This window comes from Pseudomonas sp. MWU13-2862, assembly GCF_023242495.1.
Classification (GTDB): Bacteria; Pseudomonadota; Gammaproteobacteria; order Pseudomonadales; family Pseudomonadaceae; genus Aquipseudomonas; species Aquipseudomonas gingeri_D.
Window position 1 is genome coordinate 388,028 of record NZ_JALMEZ010000006.1, and the last position, 22,254, is coordinate 410,281.

Sequence of the window (22,254 nt, forward strand, 5' to 3'; positions counted from 1 at the left end):
ACCGACGATCAGGAATACAGTGATGAGCTTCTCAAAGATTCACCTGGCATTGATTGCCGCGAGCATGAGCCAAGGTGTCGCGTTGGCGGACAGTAACGACAGTGACGTCGGTACCATCGGTGTCCAGGGAAAGGCGACCGTGGGTGGCGGTTACATGGTCCAGGAGGAGAGCGTCAAGGGGCGCTCCACGGTGACCAAGGAAGCGCTGGATAAACAGACCGCGACCGGCAACGCCATCGACAAACTCAAGTACACCCCGGGCCTGAACATCTCCAGTGAAGACGCCACCGGCCTGGGCAGCTTCCGCTTCACCATGCGCGGACTCAACTCCGACCAGGTGGGCATGTCCATCGACGGCATGCCGATCAACGACTCCGGCAACTATGCCTTGTACGCCAACCTGCTGGGCGATCCGGAGAACATCGACCAGATCTTCGTCACCCAGGGTTCGTCCGAGGCCGACGGCCCGCACATCGGTTCCAGCGGCGGCAACATCGGCGTGGTGACCATTCGCCCGACCAAGGAAACCGGGGCCTTCGTCAAGCAAGTGGTCGGCAGCCATGCCACCACCAAGACCTTCGCCCGGCTCAATACCGGTGAGGTCAACGGCCTGAGCAACTGGCTGTCGTTCTCCCACACCGAAGGCCAGAAATGGCGCGGCAACGGCGCCGAGCGTGCCGACAAGGTCGAGTGGAACAGCTTCTTCGACATGGGCAGCGGCAACACCGCGAACCTGATCCTCAAGTATCACGAGCAGGAAAACGCCAGCTACAGCCAGCTGACCAAGGCCCAGTTCCAGAAATACGGGCGTACCTACGACCCCTATCCGTCGACTCCGGCCCTGGGCAGCAACGGCAAGATCAGCAGCTACGAGGGCCTGGCGCTCAACCCGTTCCAGACCTTTACCGGCGTACTCAACACCCAGTTCAAACTGGCCGACAACCTGTCGCTGTCGGTGATCCCGTATTACTACTGGGGTAACGGCAGTGGCGTCGGCAGCTCGGCCTATGCACTGAACAGCGGCTCCAACGTCGGCGGGGTCTTCGACCTGAGCAACCTGCCGAGCGCCGCCCAGTACAACGCCGACGGCCAGCCGAACACCGGCGTCTACTACCGGCCTTCACGGACCCAGACCTGGCGTCCGGGTATCACCACCAAGCTGAACTGGGATCTGGGCGACCACGCCCTGCAATTCGGCTACTGGTATGAGCGCGCGCGCCAGAGCCAGACCCAGCCGTTCATTCGTCTCAAGCAGAGTGGCAAGCCGGAAAGTATCTGGCCGGATTCCGATTATGTGGTCGATGCCAATGGCAAAGAGGTCCAGGGTCGTGACCGCTTCACCGTGACCCCGGCACAGAAAGTCTGGGCCCAGGACACCTGGTACTTCGCCCCGGACTGGACCCTGGTGGCCGGCCTCGCCTATATGAACGTCGAGCGTGACGGTACCAACCACGGCAGCATCACCGAGAAAGCGGAAAAACGTCACCAGACCTACAACAAGCTGCTGCCCAACGCCGGCCTGAAATACCAGCTCGACGAGCATGACCAGTTGTTCTATAGCCTGTCACGCAACATGCGTGTGCCGCAGAACTACGTGTTGTATGACCAGGGGGCGGGTTCCATCGACTCCAAGCCGGAAACCAGCTGGAACCATGAGCTGGGCTGGCGCTACACCGAACAGGACATGACCATCGCGGCCACCCTGTTCTACATGCAGTTCGAGAACCGACAGGTGTCGTCCAAGGACATCAACGGCGACTTCGCCGACATCAACGCCGGCAGTGTCGACAACAAGGGTCTGGAGCTGGAGTGGAGCGGGCTGCTGCCGCACAACTTCAACTTCTATACCTCGTACACCTACACCCGCGCCGAGCAGAAGGACAACCTGACCGTCTACAACGCCGGCAAGGCCATCCTGCTGCCGACTGCCGGCAAGCAGTTCGCCAACGTGCCGAAGAACATGCTGGCGGCCAATATCGGTTATGACGACGGCCTGTTCTACGGCACCTTCGGTGGCAAGTACACCAGCAAGCTGTATGGCGACCTGACCAACGACGAAGCCATCTCCGGACGCACCGTGTTCAACCTTGGCGCCGGTATCTACCTGCCGGTGGACAAGAAGGTGGTCAAGAGCGCGACCCTGCGCCTGAACGTCGACAACCTGTTCGACAAGAAGTACCTGGACGGCGTGTACACCACCAAGACCAACTCGGCGACCTACAGCGGTTTCCGCGATGGCGACCCGGCCTACATCGTGGGCCTGGATCGCACGGTGACCATGTCGCTGGAAGCGAATTTCTGATGTTTGTCCCACGCGTATTACCGACAGAGGTCACCCGATCATGGACATGAACCTGCTTCACGAAATCACCTTCTATGTGATGTATGCGGCCCTGGCGATTGCGATCTTTATCGCCATCGAGCGCGCCATCTACTTCGCTTATGTCCGGCGCTCGGCCCGGGCGCTGATGGAGGCACTGGGCTCTCATGTGCACAGCGCGAAGGACCTGCCGCAGGCGTTGACCCGGCGTGACAGCCTGCCGCTGGACATGGCCTCGGCGGTGCTGGCACAGAAGGCCACCCATGGTCCGCGCAAGGACCTGGACGATGTGATCGACACCCAGTACCTGGCCAGTCGCGCGCCGTTGGCCCGCAGCCTGTGGATCATCGAGACCATCACCACCGCCGCGCCGCTGTTGGGTTTGCTGGGGACCATCCTCGGCATCATCGACACCTTCAAGGCCTTGGCCAGTGCCGGTGTCTCCGACCCGGGCCAGATCTCCGGTGGTATCGGGACGGCCTTGTTCGCCACCGGCCTGGGGATTGCCATCGCGTTGTTCTGCGTGGTGTTCCACAACTTCTTCCAGGACAGCCTGGAGCGCATCAACGACCAGCTCAAGATGTTGCTGATCCGCGCGTCGACCGGTGCTCGTGTGCAGGCTGAAGTAACACATCGGGCGGCGAGCCCGGCGCAGTTGCAGACGGCCTGATTTCGCGGCTCCCTCTCCGCCCCCTGTCGGTACGAGCCGGCAGGGGACGGTGCATTGATTGAAGAGAGTCTTATGCGCAGCTTCCTTAAGTTTCAACCGACACTGCTTCGCGTCGGCATGGCGGGCCTTGTCGGCCTGCTGCTCAGTCCGCTGGCCCAGGCGGACTTTTCCATTCCCGGTTTCGAGCTGGTGCATACCGTCCCGCTCGCCACCGATCTCGGCGCCCCCGATTTGCGTCAACCCGGTCCGGTCTGGATCGAGCTCTTCGACGGCGCCAAAAGCCGCATCGATATCGGCCAGTTCTATGCCGCGGACCATCCCGGTTCGGTGATGGACAAGGTCATTGAAAGCCTCGAAGCCGCCGGCAAGCGTGGCGTCAAGATTCGTTTCCTGCTGGAAGAGAAGGGTGTGAAGCTCTCCGAGGAGGCCACCCTCGAACGGCTGCGCAAGATCCCCAACCTGACCTTCCGCGTCCTGCCCTACGCACGCCTGAGTGGTGGCATCATCCACGCCAAGTACCTGGTGGTGGACGGTCGGCAGGCGTTTATCGGCAGCCAGAATTTCGACTGGCGCTCGCTTGAGCATATCCATGAAACCGGCTTGCTTGTCAGCGAGGCAACGATGGTCGGCCAGGTCCAGGCGATTTTCGACCAGGACTGGAAGGCCCAGGCCGCGTTGGCGGCGAACAAGCCGGTGCCATTGCCCAAGGCCGGGAAAGAACCGGCGCGCACCGGTAACTATCTGGTGGCCAGCCCGCAACGCTACAACCCGCCGGGCGTTGGCGATTCGCAGCTGGAATTACCGCGTTTGCTGGCCGAGGCCAAGCATGAAGTGCGAGTGCAATTGCTCGACTATGCACCGCTGTCCTACGGCCCGGACAAAACCCGCCCGTACTACGCCGTGATCGATAATGCGGTGCGTGCGGCGGCGGCGCGCGGGGTGTCGATCAAGTTGATGGTCTCCGATTGGAACACCGGAAAACCGGAGATTGCCTACCTGAAGAGCCTGGCGGTCCTGCCCAATGTGCAGGTCAAGATCGTCACCTTGCCGCAGGACCCGCAGGGCTTTATCCCCTATGCGCGAGTTATCCACAGCAAGGCCATGGAGATCGACGGGCAGGTGGCCTGGGTCGGGACCAGCAACTGGCTCGGCGGCTACCTCGACAACTCGCGCAACCTGGAAGTGGTGATGCACAACAGCGCCATGGCCGAGCGGATCGAGGCCTTGCATGAGCAACTGTGGGACGGGCCCTATGCCTGGCCGCTGGATATTGCCCGGGATTATCCGGCGCCGCATCCGGGCAAGCCTTGATCGGCACGATGTTGAAAGCAGCACTGATTATCAGGGCCGCGTGCCCTGATGATGCCCAGGCTATCGAGGGCCTGTATCACCAGTTGGTCACCAACGGCGCGATACAGGTCTTGCCTGAACGCCTTGCACAGATCGCCCAGGATCCGCATAGCGAATTGTTTGTCGGCGAGCTGGAAGGGCGCGTTTGCGCCACGGCGCTGCTGTTGTTGTGCAGTGATGCGATGTTCGGTTTCCAGCCGTTTGCCGTGCTGGAGAATGTGCTGGTCGATGTTGCTGTTCGCGGGAGTGGTATCGGCGACGCTTTGTTCCGCACTATCGAGGCCTTCTGCCTGCGAACGGATTGTTCGAAGATCATGTTGCTCAGTTCCGGCGAGCGCGAGGCCGCTCATCGTTTCTTTGAACGGGCAGGGTTTGTCGGGAGTACGAAGAGAGGGTTCGTAAAGTATCGCCGTGCCTTTCGAGCACCAGGAGATTTATCTTTATGATCGTGCGAAGAGGGTACTCACCTACCTTGACGGTACACATCGTGGGTATCGCCTACGCCTGTGTGCGAATGCTGATCGGCGCCTTCTCCGTCGCCTATTTGATTCGCGCCGGTTTGAGCCTACCGCAGATCGGTCTGTTGAAGTCATTTCAGGCGGCGGTCATCGTCTTTATCGATATTCCACTTTCTTATTTTTCCGATCACTACAGCCGAAAGTTTTCCATTGCGTTGAGTGTGCTTTTCTCCGCGATTTGGCTGGCGTTGACCGGGATAAGCGAGGGCTTCTATGGCTTTCTCCTGGCGGAATTTTTTAATGCGCTGTCGCTCGGGATGATGTCAGGCACCTTCAGTGCCTATTTGTATGATGTGTCGAAAAGCGAGGGGGCCGATCACCAGGCCGTGACGATATTTGCCCGCTATCAGAAAAATCAGTTCTTCTTCATGGGGATCGCCTCTTTGCTGGGAGCCGGCGTGTTTACGCTGGAGCCAAGGCTAGCCTGGTTCATGGCGGCGCTGCTGATGTCGGTGGTCTTGCTCATTACCTGGTTCCTGCCCTCGGACAACTTTTTTAAAGCGCCCAAAGATCGCGCAATGATGGGGCGCTTGAAAGCCGATATGGCCAGTATGAGGGAGGTGTTCAGGCAGAACGGGCAGGTCGGGCAGGCAGTGATTCTCCTGGCGCTAGGCTACGGTCTGGTGCTGCAGTCGCTGATTCAGTATTGGCAGGTGTTGGCCGATATCGAACACGGCAATCTGCCGTTGGGCGTGCTACTGGGGGCGGTGTTCTTTGTCGTTCTGATGGCGCAGTCCTTGTCAGGAAAAGTCATTGAATCCCTCCACGGCACATCCTGGTTGAAAGTGATTTCCTACCTTGGGCTTGTAGCGACCGTGCTGGTCATGGCGTTGAGTTTTGTCATTCCGAGCCTGGTGGTGCTGTACCTGGTGTTGGCATTCTTTTCATGCAGTTTGCTGTCGTCGCTCAGTGGCGCTTTTATTGTGAAAATGGCACCCCCTCACCTGCGCTCAACCTTTCTTTCGGGGTTTGCCACGGTGGGCAAGATCATCATGTTTGTCACGATGCCGATCATTGCCGGCTTGATCGGAAGCTCGGGCGTTTGGTTTTTTCTGATCGCCTTCGTGCTCCTGGTTTTGACGTCGGGCTTTCTATTTGGCACTGCCGCAGAAGTGCAGAAAGAAAGTTCTCTATAACTCGGTGCCACAAAAAGGGGACCTTGCGGTCCCCTGAGTGTTCAAGTCGTCTATCAAGCCAGCGTCTCAGCTGACGGTACGCATCCGGCCCTTGGCCAGCCGCAGCCGGTACAAGCCATAGATAAACAACACCCAAAACGGCATCACATACACCGAGACACTGATCCCCGGAATCATCAGCATCACTACCAGGATCAGCGCGACAAAAGCCAGGCACAGGTAGTTGCTGAACGGTGTCCAGAACGCCTTGAAGCCCGGGACCACGCCTTGCCGTTCCATGGCCTTGCGGAATTTCAGGTGGGTCAGGCTGATCACGATCCAGTTGATGATCAACGAGGCCACCACCAGCGCCATCAACAACTCCAGCGCTTCATGGGGGGCCACGTAGTTGACCACCACGCAGAGCAAGGTCACCAGCGCCGAGACCCCAATCGCCCGTACTGGCACGCCTTGCTTGTTCAGTTTCATCAGGGATTTCGGTGCATCGCCTTGCTCGGCCAGGCCGAACAGCATGCGGCTGTTGCAGTACACGCCGCTGTTGTAGACCGACAGGGCGGCGGTCAGCACCACCACGTTGAGGATCTGCGCCGCCGTGTCGCTGCCGATCAGGGCGAAGATCTGCACGAACGGGCTGCCGCTGTAGGCGTCGCCGGAAGCACCGAGGGTGGTCAGCAACTGGTCCCACGGGTACAGCGACAACAGCACGGTAAGGGCGCCGACGTAGAAGATCAGGATCCGCAACACCACCTGGTTGATCGCCTTGGGGATCACCTTGCGCGGCTCGCTGGCCTCGGCGGCGGTGATGCCCACCAGCTCCAGGCCACCGAAGGAAAACATGATGAAACACAGCGCCATCAGCAGGCCGCTGAAACCGTTGGGGAAGAACCCGCCGTGGCTCCACAAGTTGCTGACCGAGGCTTGCGGGCCGCCGGTGCCACTGATCAGCAGGTAGCAACCGAGAGCGATCATGCCGATGATCGCCACCACCTTGATGATCGCGAACCAGAATTCGGTTTCGCCGAACACCTTGACGTTGGTCAGGTTGATCAGGTTGACCAGCACGAAGAACACCGCCGCGCTGACCCAGGACGGTACATCGGGCCACCAGAACTGCACGTACTTGCCGACGGCCGTGAGTTCGGCCATGCCCACCAGTACGTAGAGCACCCAGTAGTTCCAGCCGCAGAGAAAGCCGGCGTAGCCGCCCCAGTATTTATGGGCGAAGTGGCTGAACGAGCCGGCCACCGGTTCCTCGACGATCATCTCGCCGAGCTGGCGCATGATCAGGAACGCGACGAACCCACAGATCGCATAACCGAGGATCATTGCCGGGCCCGCGGACTTGAGTACGCCGGCAGAACCCAGGAACAGCCCGGTGCCGATGGCCCCGCCCAGGGAAATCAGCTGGATATGGCGGTTTTTCAGGCCGCGCTTGAGCAAACCCGGTGTCAGGTTTTCACCCGTCATTGCTTCACCTTCTCTAGTTTTTCTTCTCGGTGTCGACCTGAGCGGGCCAGGCGTGCAACCGGTACTGATGCTCGACATAAGCGGCGTGGATATTAAATCCCGAAGGTGCGGGGCTCAAGTATTACGCGGGTTCGAGGGGTAAATAGAGAAGAAACTGTAGGAGCGTGGCAAGCCTCGAGGGTGCCGGGTCCACACTCGAGGTCGATGAGAAGGGCGCCAGGTCAGGCGCCTTGCTCCGCCCGGTGGGCAAGCCAGCGCAACAGATCGTCCATGGCCACCTGCTGATGGCGTTCGACCCATTGCGAGCCTTGCGGGCTGTAGTGCTCGGTGTAGTGGCTAAGGATCAGGTGGCGGCGATCGTCCGACAGCCGCAGGCTGACTTCATGGCAGTGCAGGTCAGTATCGGCGCGCTTGCTCACCCGTTGCTCAAGGATCAATGCCCGCTGTTCAGAAACCATCCTGGGCGGCTCCCTGGCAGCGGTCCTTCTCAGGCTGGGTGCTGCCCTGTTTGCCTTCCTGCACGAAAGCCGCGCGATGTTCGGCGACGACATTACGCAGGGCGCTGTAGTAGTCCGGCAGCTTTTTCAGGCTGTCGGTGAGCGGCAGCAGTTCGGCACGCTGGTCGATCACACCGCCGACCAGGTTGACCGTCTCCAGGGTCTTGACGGTGTCGCTGTGGGTGCCGAAGGGGTTGAAGGCAAGCCCCAGAACACGCCCGGCGGCGTCGCGGGCGTTGCCGGTGCCCAGCAGCGGCAGCTCGACGATGGGCCCGTTGCCGATGCCCCAGACGCCAAAAGTCTGGCCGAAGTCGGCGGTGTGGCGGGGGATGCCCATCGGGTCCGAGACATCGATCAGCCCCGCCACGCCGAGGGTGGTGTTGACCGTGAAACGCCCCAGGGTTGTGGCCGAACGTTTCAGGTTGCCTTGCAGCAAGTCGTTGACGAAGACCTTGGGCTCGCCAAAGTTGGTGGTGAAGTTATGCACACCCCGCTGGAAGAAATTCGGCAGGTGGAGATACCCACGGGCCACGGGGGCCAGGGCATAGTCATCGACGACCTGGTTGAAGGCGAAAATTCCCCGATTGACCCGCTGGGCCGGGTCGAACACTGGATGGTCGACTTGCGCGCAACTGGCGCTCGCCACCGGGGCCGAGCTGCTGCAGCCGGCCAGGTACGAAACGGTCAGCAACAGCGCGGCGTGACGGAGCAGGGCGGGCGAACACTTGAGCGGGGGCATGGGCAAACGGTCTCTGCGAAATACGGGAGGCTGATGCTGGCAGCCGCGCCTTGCGCAAAGATGTCTGCTTTATTGCTGCGCTGACAGTTTGTTACCGCATTGAAATATATGACGGAGCGCGGCGAATGGTTTTAGATGGAGCTCTTTCCCACTTCGAGTGATGGCCGCCGGTGAGCAGTCTGTTGATCGTGGACGACGACCTCGAGGTCCTTGCCCTGCTGAAGAAATTTTTTGTGTTGCACGGCTACACGGTGGAAGTCGCCGCTGATGGCGCCGCGTTGTGGGCCGCGCTGGAGCGCCAGGCCCCGGACCTGATCATCCTCGACCTGATGCTGCCAGGGGAGAATGGCTTGATGCTGTGCCAGCGCCTGCGTCGGCAGTACGCGACCCCGGTGATCATGCTGACCGCCATGGGCGAGTTGAGCGACCGGGTGGTGGGCCTGGAAATGGGCGCCGACGACTACCTGGGCAAACCCTTCGATGCCCGCGAGTTGCTGGCGCGGGTCCGGGCGGTCTTGCGCCGGGCGGGGGAAAGCCGACCGTTGACCGGTGAAGTGCCGCGCCCGCTGATCCGCTTCGCCGACTGGCAACTGGACCTGACCCGGCGTGAGCTGCGTTCGCCGGATCAGGTGATGATCCCGCTGTCGGCGGGGGAATTCGATCTGCTGCTGGTATTTGTCGAGCATTCCCAGCGCATTCTCACCCGCGAGCAACTGCTGGACCTGGCGCGCGGGCACAGCCATGACGCGTTCGACCGCAGCATCGATGTCCAGGTCAGCCGCCTGCGGCGCAAGTTGGAGTTCGATACCAAGCGCCCGGCGATGATTCGCACGGTGCGCAATGGCGGCTATCTGTTCACCCCTGATGTGACACGCCAGTGAGCCGCTTCGGAGCCGGGCGTTATCGCCCCAAGGACACGGTGGCACGCTGGATCGCCCTGACCATCCTGATGGCCATGCTCACGGCGCTGGGGTTCAACGCGCTGTTTGTCAAACTGGCTGGTGTCTGGGCCTATCCCTCCCTGATCGAGACCGGCCTGCTGGAAAAGATCGCCTCCATCAGTCGGGTGATCGAAGCCTCCGAGCCCGGGCAGCGTGCGCGTCTGGCGGCGGTGGTCAGCGATCCGAATATGCAGGTGAACTGGTACCTCGACCGTCAGGATATCGCCCAGCCAAAAATCGTCGAAGAAGTCCGGGGTCGGGGATCGGAGGCCATACGCCGGGCTCTCAATGCGCCGAACCGCCGGATCGAGGCCTATCGGCCCTCCGACTGGCCAGGCCCAGGTGGGCGCTATGCCTTGCTGATCCAGTTGGACGATGACTCCTGGCTGATGTTTTCCGCCGCCTCACGCAGTTGGGGGCTGGAGGAGGGGCCGCGTGGGCTGATCGTGATCGTACTGGTGCTGATTTCCACCGCTGTCGTCACGCTGATCGCCACCCGTCGCCTGGCCAGACCCCTGCAACAATTTGCCCAGGGCGCACGGCGTTTTGGCGTTGACTTCCGGGCACCGCCGGTGGAACCGGTCGGGCCCCATGAAATCCGTCAGGCGATCCTCGCTTTCAACGCCATGCAGGCCCAGTTGCAGCATTTCATCAAGGACCGCACGCAGATGCTTGCGGCCATTTCCCATGATCTGCGCACGCCTTTGACCCGTATGCGCCTGCGCGGTGAGTTCATCGAGGATGAGGAACAACAGCAGCGCTTGTTTCGCGACGTCGATGAAATGCAGGCGATGATCAACTCGGCACTGGAGTTCTTCCGTGACGATGCGCGCCTGGAAGAGGCAACGTCCTTCGACCTGGCGGAGTTGCTGCAAACCCTGGTGGACGATTATCGCGACCAGGGGATTGAGGTCGACTTCGTGGGACCGTCCAGATGGGTATATTTCGGGCGGCCGCTGGGGTTGAAGCGGGTCATCGGCAATTTGCTGGATAACGCCATCAAATACGGTCGTGAGCCATCGATCGAGTTGGAACCGGACGGAGAACGGCTGCTGATCCGCGTGCAGGATCGTGGGCCGGGCATCGCCGCGGATTACCTTGAGCAGGTGTTCGAACCGTTCTTCCGGCTGGAGAGTTCGCGTAACAAGAGCACCGGTGGTGTCGGACTGGGGTTGTCGGCGGCGCGGGCGATTGTGCTGGAACAGGGGGGGGCGCTGATCCTGAGCAATCGGGCTGATGGCGGGTTGATCGCCCTGGTGGCATTGCCGGTGCAAGGGGCCTTGTAGGTGGTGCCCGGAGGATGTGTTTGTTATCACGTCCTTTCACAAATAAAATCTTGGCAACTTCATACAACGGTAAAGAGAACACTGTAACTCCAGGGGCGATCAGTTTTTTTGATGCCAGCCCCCGGATATTTGTTGTTTGACAGTCTTTTAACTAACACTGAAACTTTCTCCATTAAGGGTGATTTTCGCCCTGCCCATTGTTTTGCCCTGCCTTGATATAAAACCAAACAAAAAGCCCTCCATTGTGCAGTAGCCAAAACCATGAATATGCGCTTGAAGTTCAGTCAAAAGATCCTGCTCGCCGTTTCTACCGTGGTTGTTGTGGTCTTTGCGGTGTTCGCACTGTATGGCGATTATCAACAGCGCAATGAAATCAGTGGGAATATCGAGAACAACTTGCACACTACCGGGCAGGTCCTGGCCCAGAATATTCAAACCTGGTTGAGCGATCGTTTGCTGCTGGTGGACGCCATGGCCCAGGTCATCGCGCTCGACCCCGCGAAGGAAAAGGTCCGTACTCTGCTTCAGCAGCCTGCGCTCACTTCGACCTTTGTCGCCAGCTACAGGGCAACGCGTGACGGCGCCTTCGACATTTTCCCGGAACGGATCATGCCCGACGGCTACGATCCCCGCCAGCGGCCCTGGTATTCGGATGCGGTGAAAAACGGTCCGATCCTGACCGAACCCTATATCGGCGTGGGCAGCGACTATCTGGTCATGAGCGAGGCGGCGCCGATCAAGTCTGGCGACCAGGTTCTGGGTGTGCTTGGGGTCAATATCAGCCTGGACAAGATGGCCCGGATGATCAATGCCCAGGATTTCGGCGGCATCGGTTATGCCTTTCTAGTCAGTGCCGACGGCAATATCCTCGTGCACCCCGACAAGACCCTGGTTACCAAGAACCTGCGTGATATCTACGGTATGGAGCCGGCGCGGATCGGCGCCGATCTGACCGAGGTGCATCAGGCGGGCAGCACGCAGTTGCTGACGTTCATGCCTGTGCAGGGCCTGCCTTCGGTGAAATGGTCGGTGGGCCTGGCCGTCGACAAGGATAAAGCCTACGCGGCATTGGCCAAGTTTCGTCTTTCTGTGGTGATCGCCACCGTCGTGCTGCTGGCCATCACTTTTGTCCTGCTCAGCCTGTTGATCCGATTGTTGATGAAACCCTTGCACCATATGACCCGTGCACTGGAGGACATTGCCCAGGGTGATGGCGACCTGACGCAGCGTTTGCCGATCCAGTCGCGTGACGAGTTCGGCAACCTGGCCGGGGCCTTCAACCGTTTTGTCGAGCGTATCCACGGTTCGATCCGCGAAGTGGCCTCGACCACCGCCCGCTTGAGCCAGGTGGCCAGCCGGGTGGTCAACGCCTCCAACGCCTCGATGAGCAACTCGGACAACCAGTCCCATCGCACCAGCAGTGTCGCGGCGGCCATCAATCAACTGGGTGCCGCGGCCCAGGAGATCGCCGTGAATGCCGCGGATGCCTCACAAGGCGCCTCCGATGCGCGGGACACGGCGGATGAGGCACGGCGGGTGGTCGAGCGCTCGATCCAGGCGATGAATGAACTGTCGGCCAAGATCCTTTCCTCCAGCGCGCGGATCGAGCAGCTCAATAGCCACACTTCGAGCATCGGCCAGATACTCAAGGTGATCCAGGCGATTTCCGAGCAGACCAATCTGTTGGCACTCAATGCCGCCATTGAAGCAGCCCGTGCCGGCGAGTCGGGGCGCGGTTTCTCGGTGGTCGCCGATGAGGTGCGTAACCTCGCCGGACGAACCCAGGCCTCGGCCCAGCAGATCCACGGGATGATCGAGGAACTGCAAGTCGGTTCCCGGCAGGCGGTGCGGACCATGGCCGAGAGTCAGCAATACAGCGCGGAGAGCGTGGCCATTGCCAATCAGGCCGGCGAGCATCTGGGGCAGGTCACCCGGCGTATCGGCGAGATCGACGGGATGAACCAGTCGGTGGCCGCCGCCACCGAAGAGCAGACCGCCGTGGTCGAGGCGATCAATATGGACATCACCCAGATCGACACCTTGAACAAGGATGCGGTGGAGAACCTCAATGCCACGCTGCTGGCCTGTTCCGACCTGGAGGAGCAGACGGCTCGGTTGGAGCAACTGGTCAGCGGCTTCCGTATTTGAGGTGCGCTTTGCCTGAGAGCCCCTTCGCCCTGAGTTGCTATTCGCCCGGAAGTCTCGTATAAGTCGGCACAAACATGCAGACTCAGGCGAAAACATGCATAGCGTTCACCAAGCTTCGGAATTGCCGTATTTGCGGCGGCAAAAGATCCTGTTGTTGCTCGAAAGGGATGGCAAGGTCATGGCCTCGGAGTTGGGCCAGCATTTCGCGGTGTCGGAAGACACCATTCGCCGCGACCTTGCCGAGCTCTCCCAGGCCGGGCTGTTGCAGCGGGTCCATGGCGGTGCGTTGCCGCGTCCCAAGGACACCGGCAAGGACTACTTCACTCGGGTCGCCGAACCCAATGAAGTGAAAACCCAGTTGGCGAAAATGGCCGCCCGTCGGGTCGAATCGGGGCAGATCGTGCTATTCGACTCCGGCAGCACCACCTTGCAGATTGCCCAGTCGCTGCCGTCCGGGCTGTCGATCACCGCCGTCACCTGTTCGCCGATGATCGCCATGACCCTGGCTGAACATCCGGGCATTACCGTGATCCTCGCGGGCGGCAAGCTCAACCCGGCGACCATGGCCTCCGGCGGGCATGAGGCGGTGCGGTTGATCCAGGGTATCAAGGCCGACCTGCTGTTTACCGGCGTTTGCGCGATTCACCCGGAGATGGGGATTACCTCCCTGCATTACGACGAAGTCGCCGTGAAACAGGCCATGCTCGACAGCGCCTCGCATGTGGTGGCGGTGACCACGGCCGACAAGCTCGGGGCCGTGGAACCGTTTGTGGTGGCGCCTTGTACGCGCTTGCAGACGATGCTGACCGAGCACTTTGTGCCGTCGGGGGATATTCAGGCTTACCGGCGCCAGGGGATCGAGGTCGTGCAGTTGGAGGTTTGAGAGAAAGACGTTGCCGGACACAGCTCACCGTCTGTCGCCTGAGTCAGGATTTCCGGGCTCTGCAGAACCGCCCGCGTAGGTCGTTGAGGCCTCTAGCTGAGCCCTCTTGGGAGCGACATCTTGTAATCAGAGGTAACAAAACATTGCAATGGTCGGTCGGCTCGCCGCATCATTGCAGGCCTACTCCACAAAGAGGCCCCCTGAGGAAATGGATTCTCAGATAATAGGCATCGATTTCGCCGATTGGCGGATGCCTGAAGTGAACGCGGACTGGATCGCTGCGTTGGAAGCGGGCAAGGTGCTTTATTTCCCCCGGTTGTCGTTTGAACTGCGGGAAGAAGAGAAGCCCTTGCTCCGTCCGGATATTCGCTCACCCAAGGCTCGTAATATCAGCCTGGATGCGAATAATCACCTCAAGGGCGCCGAAGGCGATGCTGCCGTGCAACAGGCGCTGACCGAGATGATCGGACGCTTCCGTGAGCAGGCGCAGACGCTGGTGTACTCGCTGCTGCCCCGCTACCAGGGTGCTTTGCGCCTGGCACCTACCAGCTACCGTCCGATGCAGGTCGAGACCCGTGCCCAGTCCTGGCGTGCGGATGATCGTCGCCTGCATGTCGACGCCTTTCCTTCGCGTCCCAACTATGGCGAGCGGATTCTGCGGGTGTTCAGCAACATCAATCCCGAGGGTGTGCCGCGGGTGTGGCGTGTCGGCGAGCCTTTCGAAACGGTCGCCCGCAAGTTCCTGCCACGGGCCAAACCCTATGCGGCCTGGCAGGCCAGCCTGTTGAAGGCGTTGCACATCACCAAGTCATACCGCAGCGAATATGACCACCTGATGTTGCAGTTGCATGACGGCATGAAGGGCGATCAGACCTATCAGGAAACCGCTGAGCAGGTGACGATGCCCTTTGCCGCCGGCTCGGTCTGGGTGTGTTTCTCGGACCAGGTACCCCATGCGGTCATGTCCGGTCAGTACATGCTTGAGCAGACCCTGCACATACCTGCCGACAAGCAGTACGATCCCCAGTCCAATCCTTTGGCGATCCTGACACGGATGATGGGTCGGCCTTTGGTTTGAGGCCTCGCACTGGCTGACTTGTGCGCGGCCGACTGGGTACTCGGCTGTGCCCCCCCCTCGCGAATATTGGCGTCTACCCGGCATGCCGCAGGGTAGAGCGTGCGCGTCGCTTTTTGCCTGAGTTAGAAAAATGACGGAAATATGAACATTTGCTCAATGTTTTTTGAACAAAATGATCATTTTCCTGTTCATAGGCCACCGGATTCTTCACGTTTACACCCTAATGGAGTAGTGCTTATGTTCAATCGTCTGACTCACCTGTTCATCAAATCCTCGGCCCTGGCAGTGATCGCCACCCCGATGATCGCGATGGCGGCCCCCTCCACCGACCCTATTTCCCAATTCGGCGTCCTGGGCAGCTACAGCCACTTCAAGCTGGAGGGCGGCAGTCAGTCCGAGAAAAGTCATATGCCCACTGGTGGCCTGTTCTATAACTTCGGCAACAAGATGACCGCCGAATCCGGCCTGATCTACCAGGCTGGTGTTGAAGTGAAGTACGGAAAGAATGATGACAACAAACTCAAGGAAGGCCAGGGCGACCTCGACCTCGGCTGGCGTGCGGCGCTGGACTCGCACAACTTCTTTGATGTGATCGTGGGTGGTGGTTACAGCTGGACCCGCTACGAGCCCGACTCCGCCGACTACGACATCAAGCTCACCGGCCGTTCGCCGTTTGCCAAGGCCGCGCTGGGCTACAACCATCAGTTCGATGCCGCGACGATGCGCATCGAAGCGGGCGTGCGCCGCAGTATTGGTAGCGAGGGGCAGATCAGGGTCGCTGGCGAAGGCTCCGATACGGTGGACCTGAAGGACCATACCAACCCTTATGCCGAAGTGAACTTCCTGTTCAACCAGCAAAGTTCGTTGCCGATTGTCGCGGGCGTTTATTACACCCACACCGAGTTCAAACTGGATGGTGATTCCGACTTGGCGGACAACACCAAACTCAAGATTGACGAGTACGGTGCCAAGGTCGGTATCGCGTTCTGATGCATGAAGCGCGGGAGCCATGGCTCCCGCGCTTTTTATCCCGGCGGTTGCCGCACTTTTACCCGCAATGTCCCATTCCTTCCTGTCCCCTCTAGACGCCGGGCTAGCGAAATAGTAGTTTTCCTCCCCAAAGCCCTCTGCTACTGGCCCTCTCCACGCGCCAGCGACTCAGGCCTTCATAGCGGTTAAGGAATACGCAGTGAAACTGCCGACGACGTGCTGATCGATTTCAGCTTTGTCCGGTAGTCACTTTTCAAGGACGAGCGATGGCCTGTCGGTCCAACTACTCAAACCTGAAAAAACACCCGACCGTATTGATTGATGTCGACGAGCGCTGCTCGGCGATTGTCGATGGAGCGTTCGCGCAGGTTCGGGGTGTCCGGAAAAAGTGATTTCCCTGCCTTTAATCTCCTGAACACTATCCCGCATCCCCCTGTCCCGTTCTTCCCAAGGAGCTGTAAATGAAAGGCAAGATCCTGAGTTACGACACCAACACCCGTAACGGCATTATTTCCGGTGATGACGGCAACCGTTACACCTTCGACGTGGTCGAGTGGAAAGCCGCGGTACTGCCCAAGGCCGGCGCGCGCGTCGACTTCGCCAGCAATGGTGCGTTTGCCGAAGCCATCTTCGCCGACGGCGCTGCGGCGAGCGGCAACTCCAAGAAGATCCCGGCGGCCCTGCTGGCGTTCTTTCTCGGTGCCTTTGGTGTGCACAAGTTCTACCTGGGTTACAACGTCCAGGGCGTGATCATGCTGCTGGTGTTCCTGTTCGGCTGGCTGCTGCTGGGTATCCCGTCGATCGTGATCAGTATTGTCGCCTTTGTTGAATTCATCATCTACCTGCTCAAGTCCGAAGATGACTTCGAGCAGACTTATGTAGTTGGTAAACGCGGCTGGTTGTGAGTCACTGATCCCTGGGCTTGAGTGAGTCCGGGTCGGTTGTCGGCGTTGGCGCCGGTGGGCAGGGGCACGTTGGGTGCTCCTGTTCGACTGACGAATGTCCTGTCTGTATAGCTGCTGTGCCTTACCCTCTCGATATTTCCTAAAAACACGCTTCCTCGCGATGGCCGTCGGGCTGGGCGGTGCCCTCGGGCATGCCCTGGTTTTGAGGGCGAGTGAGCTGCGATGTGGTCGCTGCCGGATAAGTCGAGGCGAAAAAAAACCACCTTAGTAGGGTGGTTTTTTCCGCAAGCTGGATGTGGAACCGGCTTGCTCATCTCACAGAGACTGATAACGTGTCCTGACTTTACTGGAGCCATGTTTTTCACGCAAGTCTGGTAACAGTTCATTATGTTTCCAAGTGTTTAGAAGTGGCGAAGGCCTGAAATATTTTGATTGAGGTTTTCCTGGTAAGTAACACTTTTTGCTTTTAACTCCATATTCGAGCTAGGGTATGATTTCATGGCTCTTTCGTTAAAAAGACTTTTTGAAGTGGCCAAGCCAGCGCGCGCATTTTGGACCTTCTGACACGGCTTAGTAACCCGTGCCGGATTGGCTCAGGAGGCCATCAGCCTGGCCACCTCACCGAGACTGATAACGTAGTTCTCGAAGGTATGCGTGTTCCGGTAAGCATGCTGGAGGTTTGGCCCACTTTGGGGTCAATGTATGTCCAAGATTCTTCGACGTACCTGGAGCCTCGTAGTTAACTTATTACGGGTTTATCACCTGTATGAGTTTCTACGGGATCACTATGATAACCAGCGGTAAGGGTTATTGAAGTGGCCTGCCCCGGTTTCAGTCGGGGCAGGTTTTGATTCTGATCCCAGGGGCGGCTGTTGGGCCGTCTCCTTCCTCGCCAAAGCCAGCGACTTCCGAGAAAGTCGGACACCAAATCACTCATCGCATTCGATTTACCCGCCTATCGAGGTATGCTTGAGCACGGTTCAAGCATTTTCCAGCCGCCTTTCCGACGTACCTGCGAGCTCACGGCGTTCCATGATTACCCACGTTGCCCTGTTTCTCTGCACCCTGATGGCCATGGAAGGGGTCGGCTACCTGGCGCACAAGTACGTCATGCACGGTTGGGGCTGGTTTCTGCACCGCTCCCATCATGAGGAGCACCTGGGCGCCTTCGAGACCAACGACATCTACCTGCTGGTATTGGCGGCGGTGGCCATCACCCTGATCGTGCTGGGCAATAGCGGATACGACCCGCTGCAGTGGATCGGCGCCGGAGTGGCGACGTTTGGAATCATCTATGTCGTGGTGCATGACGGCGTTGTCCACCGCTACTGGCCATTTCGGCCGCGGCCGCGTCATCCCTATTTGAAGCGCCTGTATCAGGCGCACCTGTTGCATCACGCGGTGAAGGGGCGCAAGAACAGTGTGTCGTTCGGCTTTCTGTACGCGCCGTCGTTGCGCACGCTGAAGAGGCAATTGCGTGAGTCCCGTGACGTGACTGAGCGCGAAGAGGAAGGGCGTCCTTCAGTTTGGCGGGGCGATAGTGCGAGTGAGGCTGAATGAAGCCGGGGCGTAAAAATCTCTTGAAGGAGCTGATCGCGTGAAAAGCACTGTCGATCACCTGGCTATCGTGGCGCCGAACCTCGATAGCGGCTGCGCGTTCGTCACTGGCATTCTGGGCGTCGACCTTCAACCGGGCGGTGCCCATCCACGCATGGGCACCCACAACCGGCTGCTTCGCCTTGGCCCCGAGCTCTATCTGGAAGTGATTGCCGTTGATCCATCTGCTGAGCGCCCCAGTCGGCCTCGCTGGTTCGGTCTTGACCAACTTGCACCTGACTCACCGGCACGCCTGGCGACATGGGTTGCGCGAACCGATGATATCTATGCTGTCGGCGCTTATTGCCACGACATCGTCGGAGATGTCGAACCCATGAGCAGAGGAACATTGTCCTGGCAGATAACAATACCCGCGGACGGAAGCCTTCCTTTGGGAGGGGCAGCTCCTACCCTGATTCAATGGGAACAGAAGACTCATCCCGCGAGTACGCTGCAAGACAAAGGCTGTTCTCTAGTGGCTTTGGATGTCTTCCATACTGATCCAGAAAAAGTCAGGGCGATTCTGGCGGCCATGAACTTTTCGGGGCCGGTTTATCTTCACGGGCTCGAAGGAACTTCAACTCCGTATCTGGTCGCTCATATTCAAACACCCGGTGGTTTAAAAACATTGCCGATTTCGGGTGCGTGATTCGCACTCGGATCTGCTGTGGTCACCGGACATCACTTATGGGGCGCGTGCTTTCTACTGCTTCTCGTCAAACCGGACCGACCGAATGATTGCGCCAATCGTGTCGAAGTCCTGGTAGTAGCCCACGGTGTCGAACAGCAACTGCGTCTTGGCGTTGTAGACGATGGCCATCAGGCAAGTGCCTCCGGCGGCATGAAAGCCGGTCTCTTGGTCACCAACACCACAGGTCTGGGTCGTCTGCATGCCTTTCCATCCGGGGCCTTCGATAATGTCGACGGGGCTGGGCGAGTCCATGCCGGCGCTACGCATCCAGACGCCGTCTTCCTGGGAAAAGATCATGCTGTCGGCGGCCTGTTGCAGCGTGCCGTGCTGGACACAGAGGTTGAGGGTGTATTCCTCGTTGGTCTGGGTCTTTGGCTGATTGAGGTTCAGGCACTCCTTGTTCTTGCTGACCTTCCAACCCTTCGGGTAGTTGAAGCTGAAGCCGGTGGCTTGGTAGGGCTTCATAGTTTTGGCCGAGGCCGGCACATCGGGTGGTCGTGGCGCCAGCGGATTGGCCGGCTCGTGCAAGGTCGCATCGTTGCGGCAGGCCGCCAGTGGGCGGGCGACGGCGTTGGTGAGGTGGTTCAAGCGGTGGGTCTGGGGATCGGCGCTGGCGGTCATGCAGCCACAGCCGTAGCCGTAATGCCCGTTGGTACGCACCCATTGCGCATCGCTGAACTGTGGCCAGTCGCCTTCGGCCTGGTAGCCACCCTGGGTGGCGATTTCCCAGGTGCCATCACGGTCGGTGAGGGTGGCGTTCGCCGCGGTCGGGTTTTCGAACCAGCCGCAGCGACGTTCGACCTTGTCGGCGGCTTGGGCCGGCAGGATCACGCAGGTGAACACGAGAGTGAGTAGGGAGAGCTGGCCGAGGGAGAGGCGGGGCATGGAGCGTCCTTGTCTGTGTTCATCACGTGGTGGTAGTGCACTGGAGTGGTCGCGGAAAGCATAGGTGATGATAGCGAATGCTGGGCTTTTCTCGCCGCAGTGCGTGCGTGAGCCCTGCCGCGAGGCCTCGGGTTTCAGCGTCTCCAGCAATCGGCGTAACGCTCGCAGACGCCGTAATGCGCATCCATCTGCGCCATCCGCTCCAGATGATGGTCGATGGTTTCCAGCATGACCCGTTTGCTGGCGCCGAAATAGTAGAGAGTCATCGACTTGTATTCTTCGAGCGCGGCCACGTTGGTCGATTTGGCTGACTTGTCTTCGGGCTGCGCCCGTTGTTCCAGGTCCTCATCCTTCAACCGACGCAGGCGCAGAAGGTACTCGTCCTTGTAAAGCTGCAAGGTCCGCTCTTTGCGCTGGGCAGCTTCTGCATCGAAGGCCTGGAGATTCTGGCGATACAAGGTCCAATAGTCGTCCGGCAGGGTGAAACCCAGCTTGGCCTTGCGCTCGGCGATCAAACCGTCGATTTTTTCCGCGGAGACCGCGCTCTTGGCGATTTCAGCCGGGTCGGGTTTCATGGCTGGAATAAGGCTGTTGTCGATAATCCGGCCTATCAGTTCCAGGCGATGGGGAGTGTCCGGCAATGGTTCCGGTGGTTTCGGGAACATCACGTTGCGCCCGACACAGGCCGGGAGGCCTTTTTCAAAGACCAGGACGGGACTGCGCTGCTCCTTGCCATTGATCTTGCGGACCCGTTGTAACTGGCTGCTGCACTGGCCCTTCCCGGAATCGAAGGTCAGCTCGTATTCGGCATTGCGTTCAGGCTTGAGATTGATGCTGTTGCCACAAACCGAATAACCGTTCTGGGTATGGATCCGCAGAAGGGTTTCGTGTTCGGGCTTGAGTTTGATTTCCAGATAGCCCCTGGCGTTTTCCGGCGGCGCGATACTCATGTCGGCACGTCGCTTGGTATCGCCAAGAAGCAGGTTGTTGAGAATACCGGTGGTTTGCCCGTCGCAATGCTCGGCATCGAAGTAATCGAGCGTGGCGTTTTGCGTATTGGCGATGAAACGCAGCTTGGCGGCGTCTGGGTCCGTGGCGTCCGGGTAAGTGCCGTTGACGCTGCAACCTCCGAGTAGCGCCGATAGCAGCAGGGTTGTGGTGGTTAACAAGCGTGATGGAAACAGTGACAGAACCGGCATTAGTCATCCCTGGCTGACGGATATGGAAGAAAGGCGGCGATGCTACTGAAGTGCCACTATCTGGTCCAGTCCGGGAGAGAGCATGCGGTTTATCCTTGTTTCACGAACCAGGCATTCGGAATAGCTCCACAAATCATTCCGGCACACACAAACCCTGTAGGAGCCGGGCTTGCCCGCGAAAGCGTCGGCCCAGACGACGTAGATCTCAAGCGAGCGCCTTCATTCGCCGGGTTACCGATCCCTTTTTAAATCATCCTAACCCTCGGCACCCACGCATTAGCCGGAGGTGCCCAATGACCAATCCACCCTCAAACAAAACCCTGGGCGTCATCACCTTTTCCCAATGCGGTTCCCGAGGCCGTGAACTGTTCCGCGTAAACCCCGGCGTTCCCATGCTGGAAGCCATGGAGCACGCGTCCCTTCTGCTTTATTGCGCCAAAGCACTTTCCCTCGATGCAGCATTGGAAACCGACGGCGAACGCTACGCCTGGGCATCACATTACCTGGGCGAGATGGGTAAGGCGGTCATCGATGATCTGACGCAGGGGATGTTGCGCGGGGCGTCAGTGTAGGCGGGTGACGTCCGGTTGAGGTCCAGACTGGCGGTGAGTGTTGGCAGACTCACCGCGTTATCGTTCTTCGCGAGCAAGCTCGGCTCCCACAGGTGTGTATTCGGCAATAGCCGCAATCACCAATCTTCTACGTGCTACGTGCGTTGGTGAAGGATGCACAAGATCTGGATTTTCTCCATGAATCACGCGGTAAGGGGCTCTGAACGGGAGTTTGGATAGAGCTAATTCTCTTGCATCCGGCCGTTGGCACGGTTCGCCCACTTGGCCTTGATGGTTTGCAGATCTGTCAGGTTACCGGCCTCAGCGTCGGCGATACCCTCGGCAATTGCATTGAGGTGCCGTGACTCGGGCTCAAGATAACGGATTAAGGCGCGGTTAAGATG

20 protein-coding genes and 1 pseudogene are annotated in these 22,254 nt (G+C 59.4%); 15 read left to right on the plus strand and 6 right to left on the minus strand.

All coding sequences use genetic code 11. The features are described from left to right. Nucleotides 1-22 precede the first annotated feature (22 nt). The 5 genes from M5C56_RS14105 to M5C56_RS14125 all read left to right on the plus strand — a co-directional run bounded on the left by M5C56_RS14105 (nucleotide 23) and on the right by M5C56_RS14125 (nucleotide 5,994). Nucleotides 23-2,302: a TonB-dependent receptor gene (locus M5C56_RS14105; RefSeq protein ID WP_103494584.1), complete on the plus strand. Its 2,280-nt coding sequence runs from the start codon at nucleotides 23-25 to the stop codon at nucleotides 2,300-2,302. A gap of 40 nt (nucleotides 2,303-2,342) precedes the next feature. Continuing rightward, complete coding sequence (locus M5C56_RS14110) at nucleotides 2,343-2,990, plus strand: MotA/TolQ/ExbB proton channel family protein (protein WP_103494585.1); 648 nt, start codon at nucleotides 2,343-2,345, stop codon at nucleotides 2,988-2,990. 72 nt (nucleotides 2,991-3,062) lie between these two features. Continuing rightward, complete coding sequence (locus tag M5C56_RS14115) at nucleotides 3,063-4,301, plus strand: phospholipase D-like domain-containing protein (RefSeq protein ID WP_103494586.1); 1,239 nt, start codon at nucleotides 3,063-3,065, stop codon at nucleotides 4,299-4,301. 8 nt (nucleotides 4,302-4,309) lie between these two features. Beyond that, on the plus strand, nucleotides 4,310-4,786 hold the full coding sequence (locus tag M5C56_RS14120) for a GNAT family N-acetyltransferase (RefSeq protein ID WP_103494587.1): 477 nt from the start codon (nucleotides 4,310-4,312) through the stop codon (nucleotides 4,784-4,786). A 41-nt stretch (nucleotides 4,787-4,827) separates the two neighbouring features. Continuing rightward, nucleotides 4,828-5,994, plus strand: coding sequence for an MFS transporter (locus M5C56_RS14125; RefSeq protein WP_247263162.1), 1,167 nt, complete (start codon nucleotides 4,828-4,830; stop codon nucleotides 5,992-5,994). A gap of 66 nt (nucleotides 5,995-6,060) precedes the next feature. Here the strand turns inward: M5C56_RS14125 and M5C56_RS14130 are convergent, their stop codons facing one another. The 3 genes from M5C56_RS14130 to M5C56_RS14140 all read right to left on the minus strand — a co-directional run bounded on the left by M5C56_RS14130 (nucleotide 6,061) and on the right by M5C56_RS14140 (nucleotide 8,697). Next, nucleotides 6,061-7,461: an amino acid permease gene (locus M5C56_RS14130; RefSeq protein ID WP_103494589.1), complete on the minus strand. Its 1,401-nt coding sequence runs from the start codon at nucleotides 7,459-7,461 to the stop codon at nucleotides 6,061-6,063. 221 nt (nucleotides 7,462-7,682) lie between these two features. Continuing rightward, nucleotides 7,683-7,919 carry a hypothetical protein gene (locus M5C56_RS14135; RefSeq protein ID WP_103494590.1) on the minus strand — a complete coding sequence of 79 codons (237 nt, stop codon included), beginning with the start codon at nucleotides 7,917-7,919 and terminating at the stop codon, nucleotides 7,683-7,685. Beyond that, nucleotides 7,909-8,697, minus strand: coding sequence for a VacJ family lipoprotein (locus tag M5C56_RS14140; protein ID WP_103494591.1), 789 nt, complete (start codon nucleotides 8,695-8,697; stop codon nucleotides 7,909-7,911). Before M5C56_RS14140 ends, M5C56_RS14135 begins: the two co-directional genes overlap by 11 nt. Nucleotides 8,698-8,867: 170 nt before the next feature. Between M5C56_RS14140 and M5C56_RS14145 the strand changes: the two genes are divergently transcribed. The 9 genes from M5C56_RS14145 (at nucleotide 8,868) to M5C56_RS14185 (ending at nucleotide 19,173) form a co-directional block, all read left to right on the plus strand. Next, the gene (locus M5C56_RS14145) at nucleotides 8,868-9,578 is read left to right on the plus strand and encodes a response regulator (protein WP_103494592.1); all 711 of its coding nucleotides are present in this window, start codon (nucleotides 8,868-8,870) and stop codon (nucleotides 9,576-9,578) included. 68 nt (nucleotides 9,579-9,646) lie between these two features. Then, nucleotides 9,647-10,924 (plus strand): ATP-binding protein, encoded by a 1,278-nt coding sequence (locus tag M5C56_RS14150; protein WP_103494609.1) that lies wholly within the window; start codon nucleotides 9,647-9,649, stop codon nucleotides 10,922-10,924. Nucleotides 10,925-11,185: 261 nt separating this feature from the next. Next, nucleotides 11,186-13,072 (plus strand): methyl-accepting chemotaxis protein, encoded by a 1,887-nt coding sequence (locus M5C56_RS14155; protein WP_103494593.1) that lies wholly within the window; start codon nucleotides 11,186-11,188, stop codon nucleotides 13,070-13,072. 94 nt (nucleotides 13,073-13,166) lie between these two features. Beyond that, nucleotides 13,167-13,955 (plus strand): DeoR/GlpR family DNA-binding transcription regulator, encoded by a 789-nt coding sequence (locus M5C56_RS14160; RefSeq protein WP_103494594.1) that lies wholly within the window; start codon nucleotides 13,167-13,169, stop codon nucleotides 13,953-13,955. A 208-nt stretch (nucleotides 13,956-14,163) separates the two neighbouring features. Continuing rightward, nucleotides 14,164-15,033: a Kdo hydroxylase family protein gene (locus M5C56_RS14165; RefSeq protein ID WP_103494595.1), complete on the plus strand. Its 870-nt coding sequence runs from the start codon at nucleotides 14,164-14,166 to the stop codon at nucleotides 15,031-15,033. A gap of 237 nt (nucleotides 15,034-15,270) precedes the next feature. Further along, nucleotides 15,271-16,023, plus strand: a complete 753-nt coding sequence (locus M5C56_RS14170) for an outer membrane beta-barrel protein (protein WP_103494596.1) — start codon at nucleotides 15,271-15,273, stop codon at nucleotides 16,021-16,023. 461 nt (nucleotides 16,024-16,484) lie between these two features. Continuing rightward, nucleotides 16,485-16,928: a TM2 domain-containing protein gene (locus tag M5C56_RS14175; RefSeq protein WP_103494597.1), complete on the plus strand. Its 444-nt coding sequence runs from the start codon at nucleotides 16,485-16,487 to the stop codon at nucleotides 16,926-16,928. 1,032 nt (nucleotides 16,929-17,960) lie between these two features. Then, complete coding sequence (locus M5C56_RS14180) at nucleotides 17,961-18,488, plus strand: sterol desaturase family protein (RefSeq protein ID WP_247263161.1); 528 nt, start codon at nucleotides 17,961-17,963, stop codon at nucleotides 18,486-18,488. Between the two features lie 37 nt (nucleotides 18,489-18,525). Then, nucleotides 18,526-19,173 carry a VOC family protein gene (locus M5C56_RS14185; protein ID WP_103494598.1) on the plus strand — a complete coding sequence of 216 codons (648 nt, stop codon included), beginning with the start codon at nucleotides 18,526-18,528 and terminating at the stop codon, nucleotides 19,171-19,173. Nucleotides 19,174-19,227: 54 nt separating this feature from the next. Here M5C56_RS14185 and M5C56_RS14190 read toward each other — a convergent pair whose 3' ends face one another. After that, the gene (locus M5C56_RS14190) at nucleotides 19,228-20,100 is read right to left on the minus strand and encodes a DUF4087 domain-containing protein (protein ID WP_103494599.1); all 873 of its coding nucleotides are present in this window, start codon (nucleotides 20,098-20,100) and stop codon (nucleotides 19,228-19,230) included. A 134-nt stretch (nucleotides 20,101-20,234) separates the two neighbouring features. After that, nucleotides 20,235-21,299 carry a hypothetical protein gene (locus M5C56_RS14195; protein ID WP_103494600.1) on the minus strand — a complete coding sequence of 355 codons (1,065 nt, stop codon included), beginning with the start codon at nucleotides 21,297-21,299 and terminating at the stop codon, nucleotides 20,235-20,237. Nucleotides 21,300-21,592: 293 nt separating this feature from the next. Between M5C56_RS14195 and M5C56_RS14200 the strand changes: the two genes are divergently transcribed. Further along, nucleotides 21,593-21,871 carry a DUF3077 domain-containing protein gene (locus tag M5C56_RS14200; RefSeq protein ID WP_103494601.1) on the plus strand — a complete coding sequence of 93 codons (279 nt, stop codon included), beginning with the start codon at nucleotides 21,593-21,595 and terminating at the stop codon, nucleotides 21,869-21,871. Nucleotides 21,872-22,092: 221 nt separating this feature from the next. On the opposite strand, the pseudogene M5C56_RS14205 reads toward M5C56_RS14200, so the two are convergent. Continuing rightward, nucleotides 22,093-22,254: pseudogene (locus M5C56_RS14205) on the minus strand (transcriptional regulator); the annotation flags it as partial.

What these genes read in the sequence shown, in the direction of transcription:
- M5C56_RS14195 (WP_103494600.1), bottom strand. Translation starts at nt 21,299, where the DNA reads ATGCCGGTTCTGTCACTGTTTCCATCACGCTTGTTAACCACCACAACC.
- M5C56_RS14150 (WP_103494609.1), top strand. Translation starts at nt 9,647, where the DNA reads ATGGCCATGCTCACGGCGCTGGGGTTCAACGCGCTGTTTGTCAAACTG.
- M5C56_RS14165 (WP_103494595.1), top strand. Translation starts at nt 14,164, where the DNA reads ATGGATTCTCAGATAATAGGCATCGATTTCGCCGATTGGCGGATGCCT.
- M5C56_RS14135 (WP_103494590.1), bottom strand. Translation starts at nt 7,919, where the DNA reads ATGGTTTCTGAACAGCGGGCATTGATCCTTGAGCAACGGGTGAGCAAG.
- M5C56_RS14115 (WP_103494586.1), top strand. Translation starts at nt 3,063, where the DNA reads ATGCGCAGCTTCCTTAAGTTTCAACCGACACTGCTTCGCGTCGGCATG.
- M5C56_RS14140 (WP_103494591.1), bottom strand. Translation starts at nt 8,697, where the DNA reads ATGCCCCCGCTCAAGTGTTCGCCCGCCCTGCTCCGTCACGCCGCGCTG.
- M5C56_RS14120 (WP_103494587.1), top strand. Translation starts at nt 4,310, where the DNA reads ATGTTGAAAGCAGCACTGATTATCAGGGCCGCGTGCCCTGATGATGCC.
- M5C56_RS14200 (WP_103494601.1), top strand. Translation starts at nt 21,593, where the DNA reads ATGACCAATCCACCCTCAAACAAAACCCTGGGCGTCATCACCTTTTCC.
- M5C56_RS14105 (WP_103494584.1), top strand. Translation starts at nt 23, where the DNA reads ATGAGCTTCTCAAAGATTCACCTGGCATTGATTGCCGCGAGCATGAGC.
- M5C56_RS14190 (WP_103494599.1), bottom strand. Translation starts at nt 20,100, where the DNA reads ATGCCCCGCCTCTCCCTCGGCCAGCTCTCCCTACTCACTCTCGTGTTC.
- M5C56_RS14170 (WP_103494596.1), top strand. Translation starts at nt 15,271, where the DNA reads ATGTTCAATCGTCTGACTCACCTGTTCATCAAATCCTCGGCCCTGGCA.
- M5C56_RS14180 (WP_247263161.1), top strand. Translation starts at nt 17,961, where the DNA reads ATGATTACCCACGTTGCCCTGTTTCTCTGCACCCTGATGGCCATGGAA.
- M5C56_RS14160 (WP_103494594.1), top strand. Translation starts at nt 13,167, where the DNA reads ATGCATAGCGTTCACCAAGCTTCGGAATTGCCGTATTTGCGGCGGCAA.
- M5C56_RS14175 (WP_103494597.1), top strand. Translation starts at nt 16,485, where the DNA reads ATGAAAGGCAAGATCCTGAGTTACGACACCAACACCCGTAACGGCATT.
- M5C56_RS14130 (WP_103494589.1), bottom strand. Translation starts at nt 7,461, where the DNA reads ATGACGGGTGAAAACCTGACACCGGGTTTGCTCAAGCGCGGCCTGAAA.
- M5C56_RS14155 (WP_103494593.1), top strand. Translation starts at nt 11,186, where the DNA reads ATGAATATGCGCTTGAAGTTCAGTCAAAAGATCCTGCTCGCCGTTTCT.
- M5C56_RS14110 (WP_103494585.1), top strand. Translation starts at nt 2,343, where the DNA reads ATGGACATGAACCTGCTTCACGAAATCACCTTCTATGTGATGTATGCG.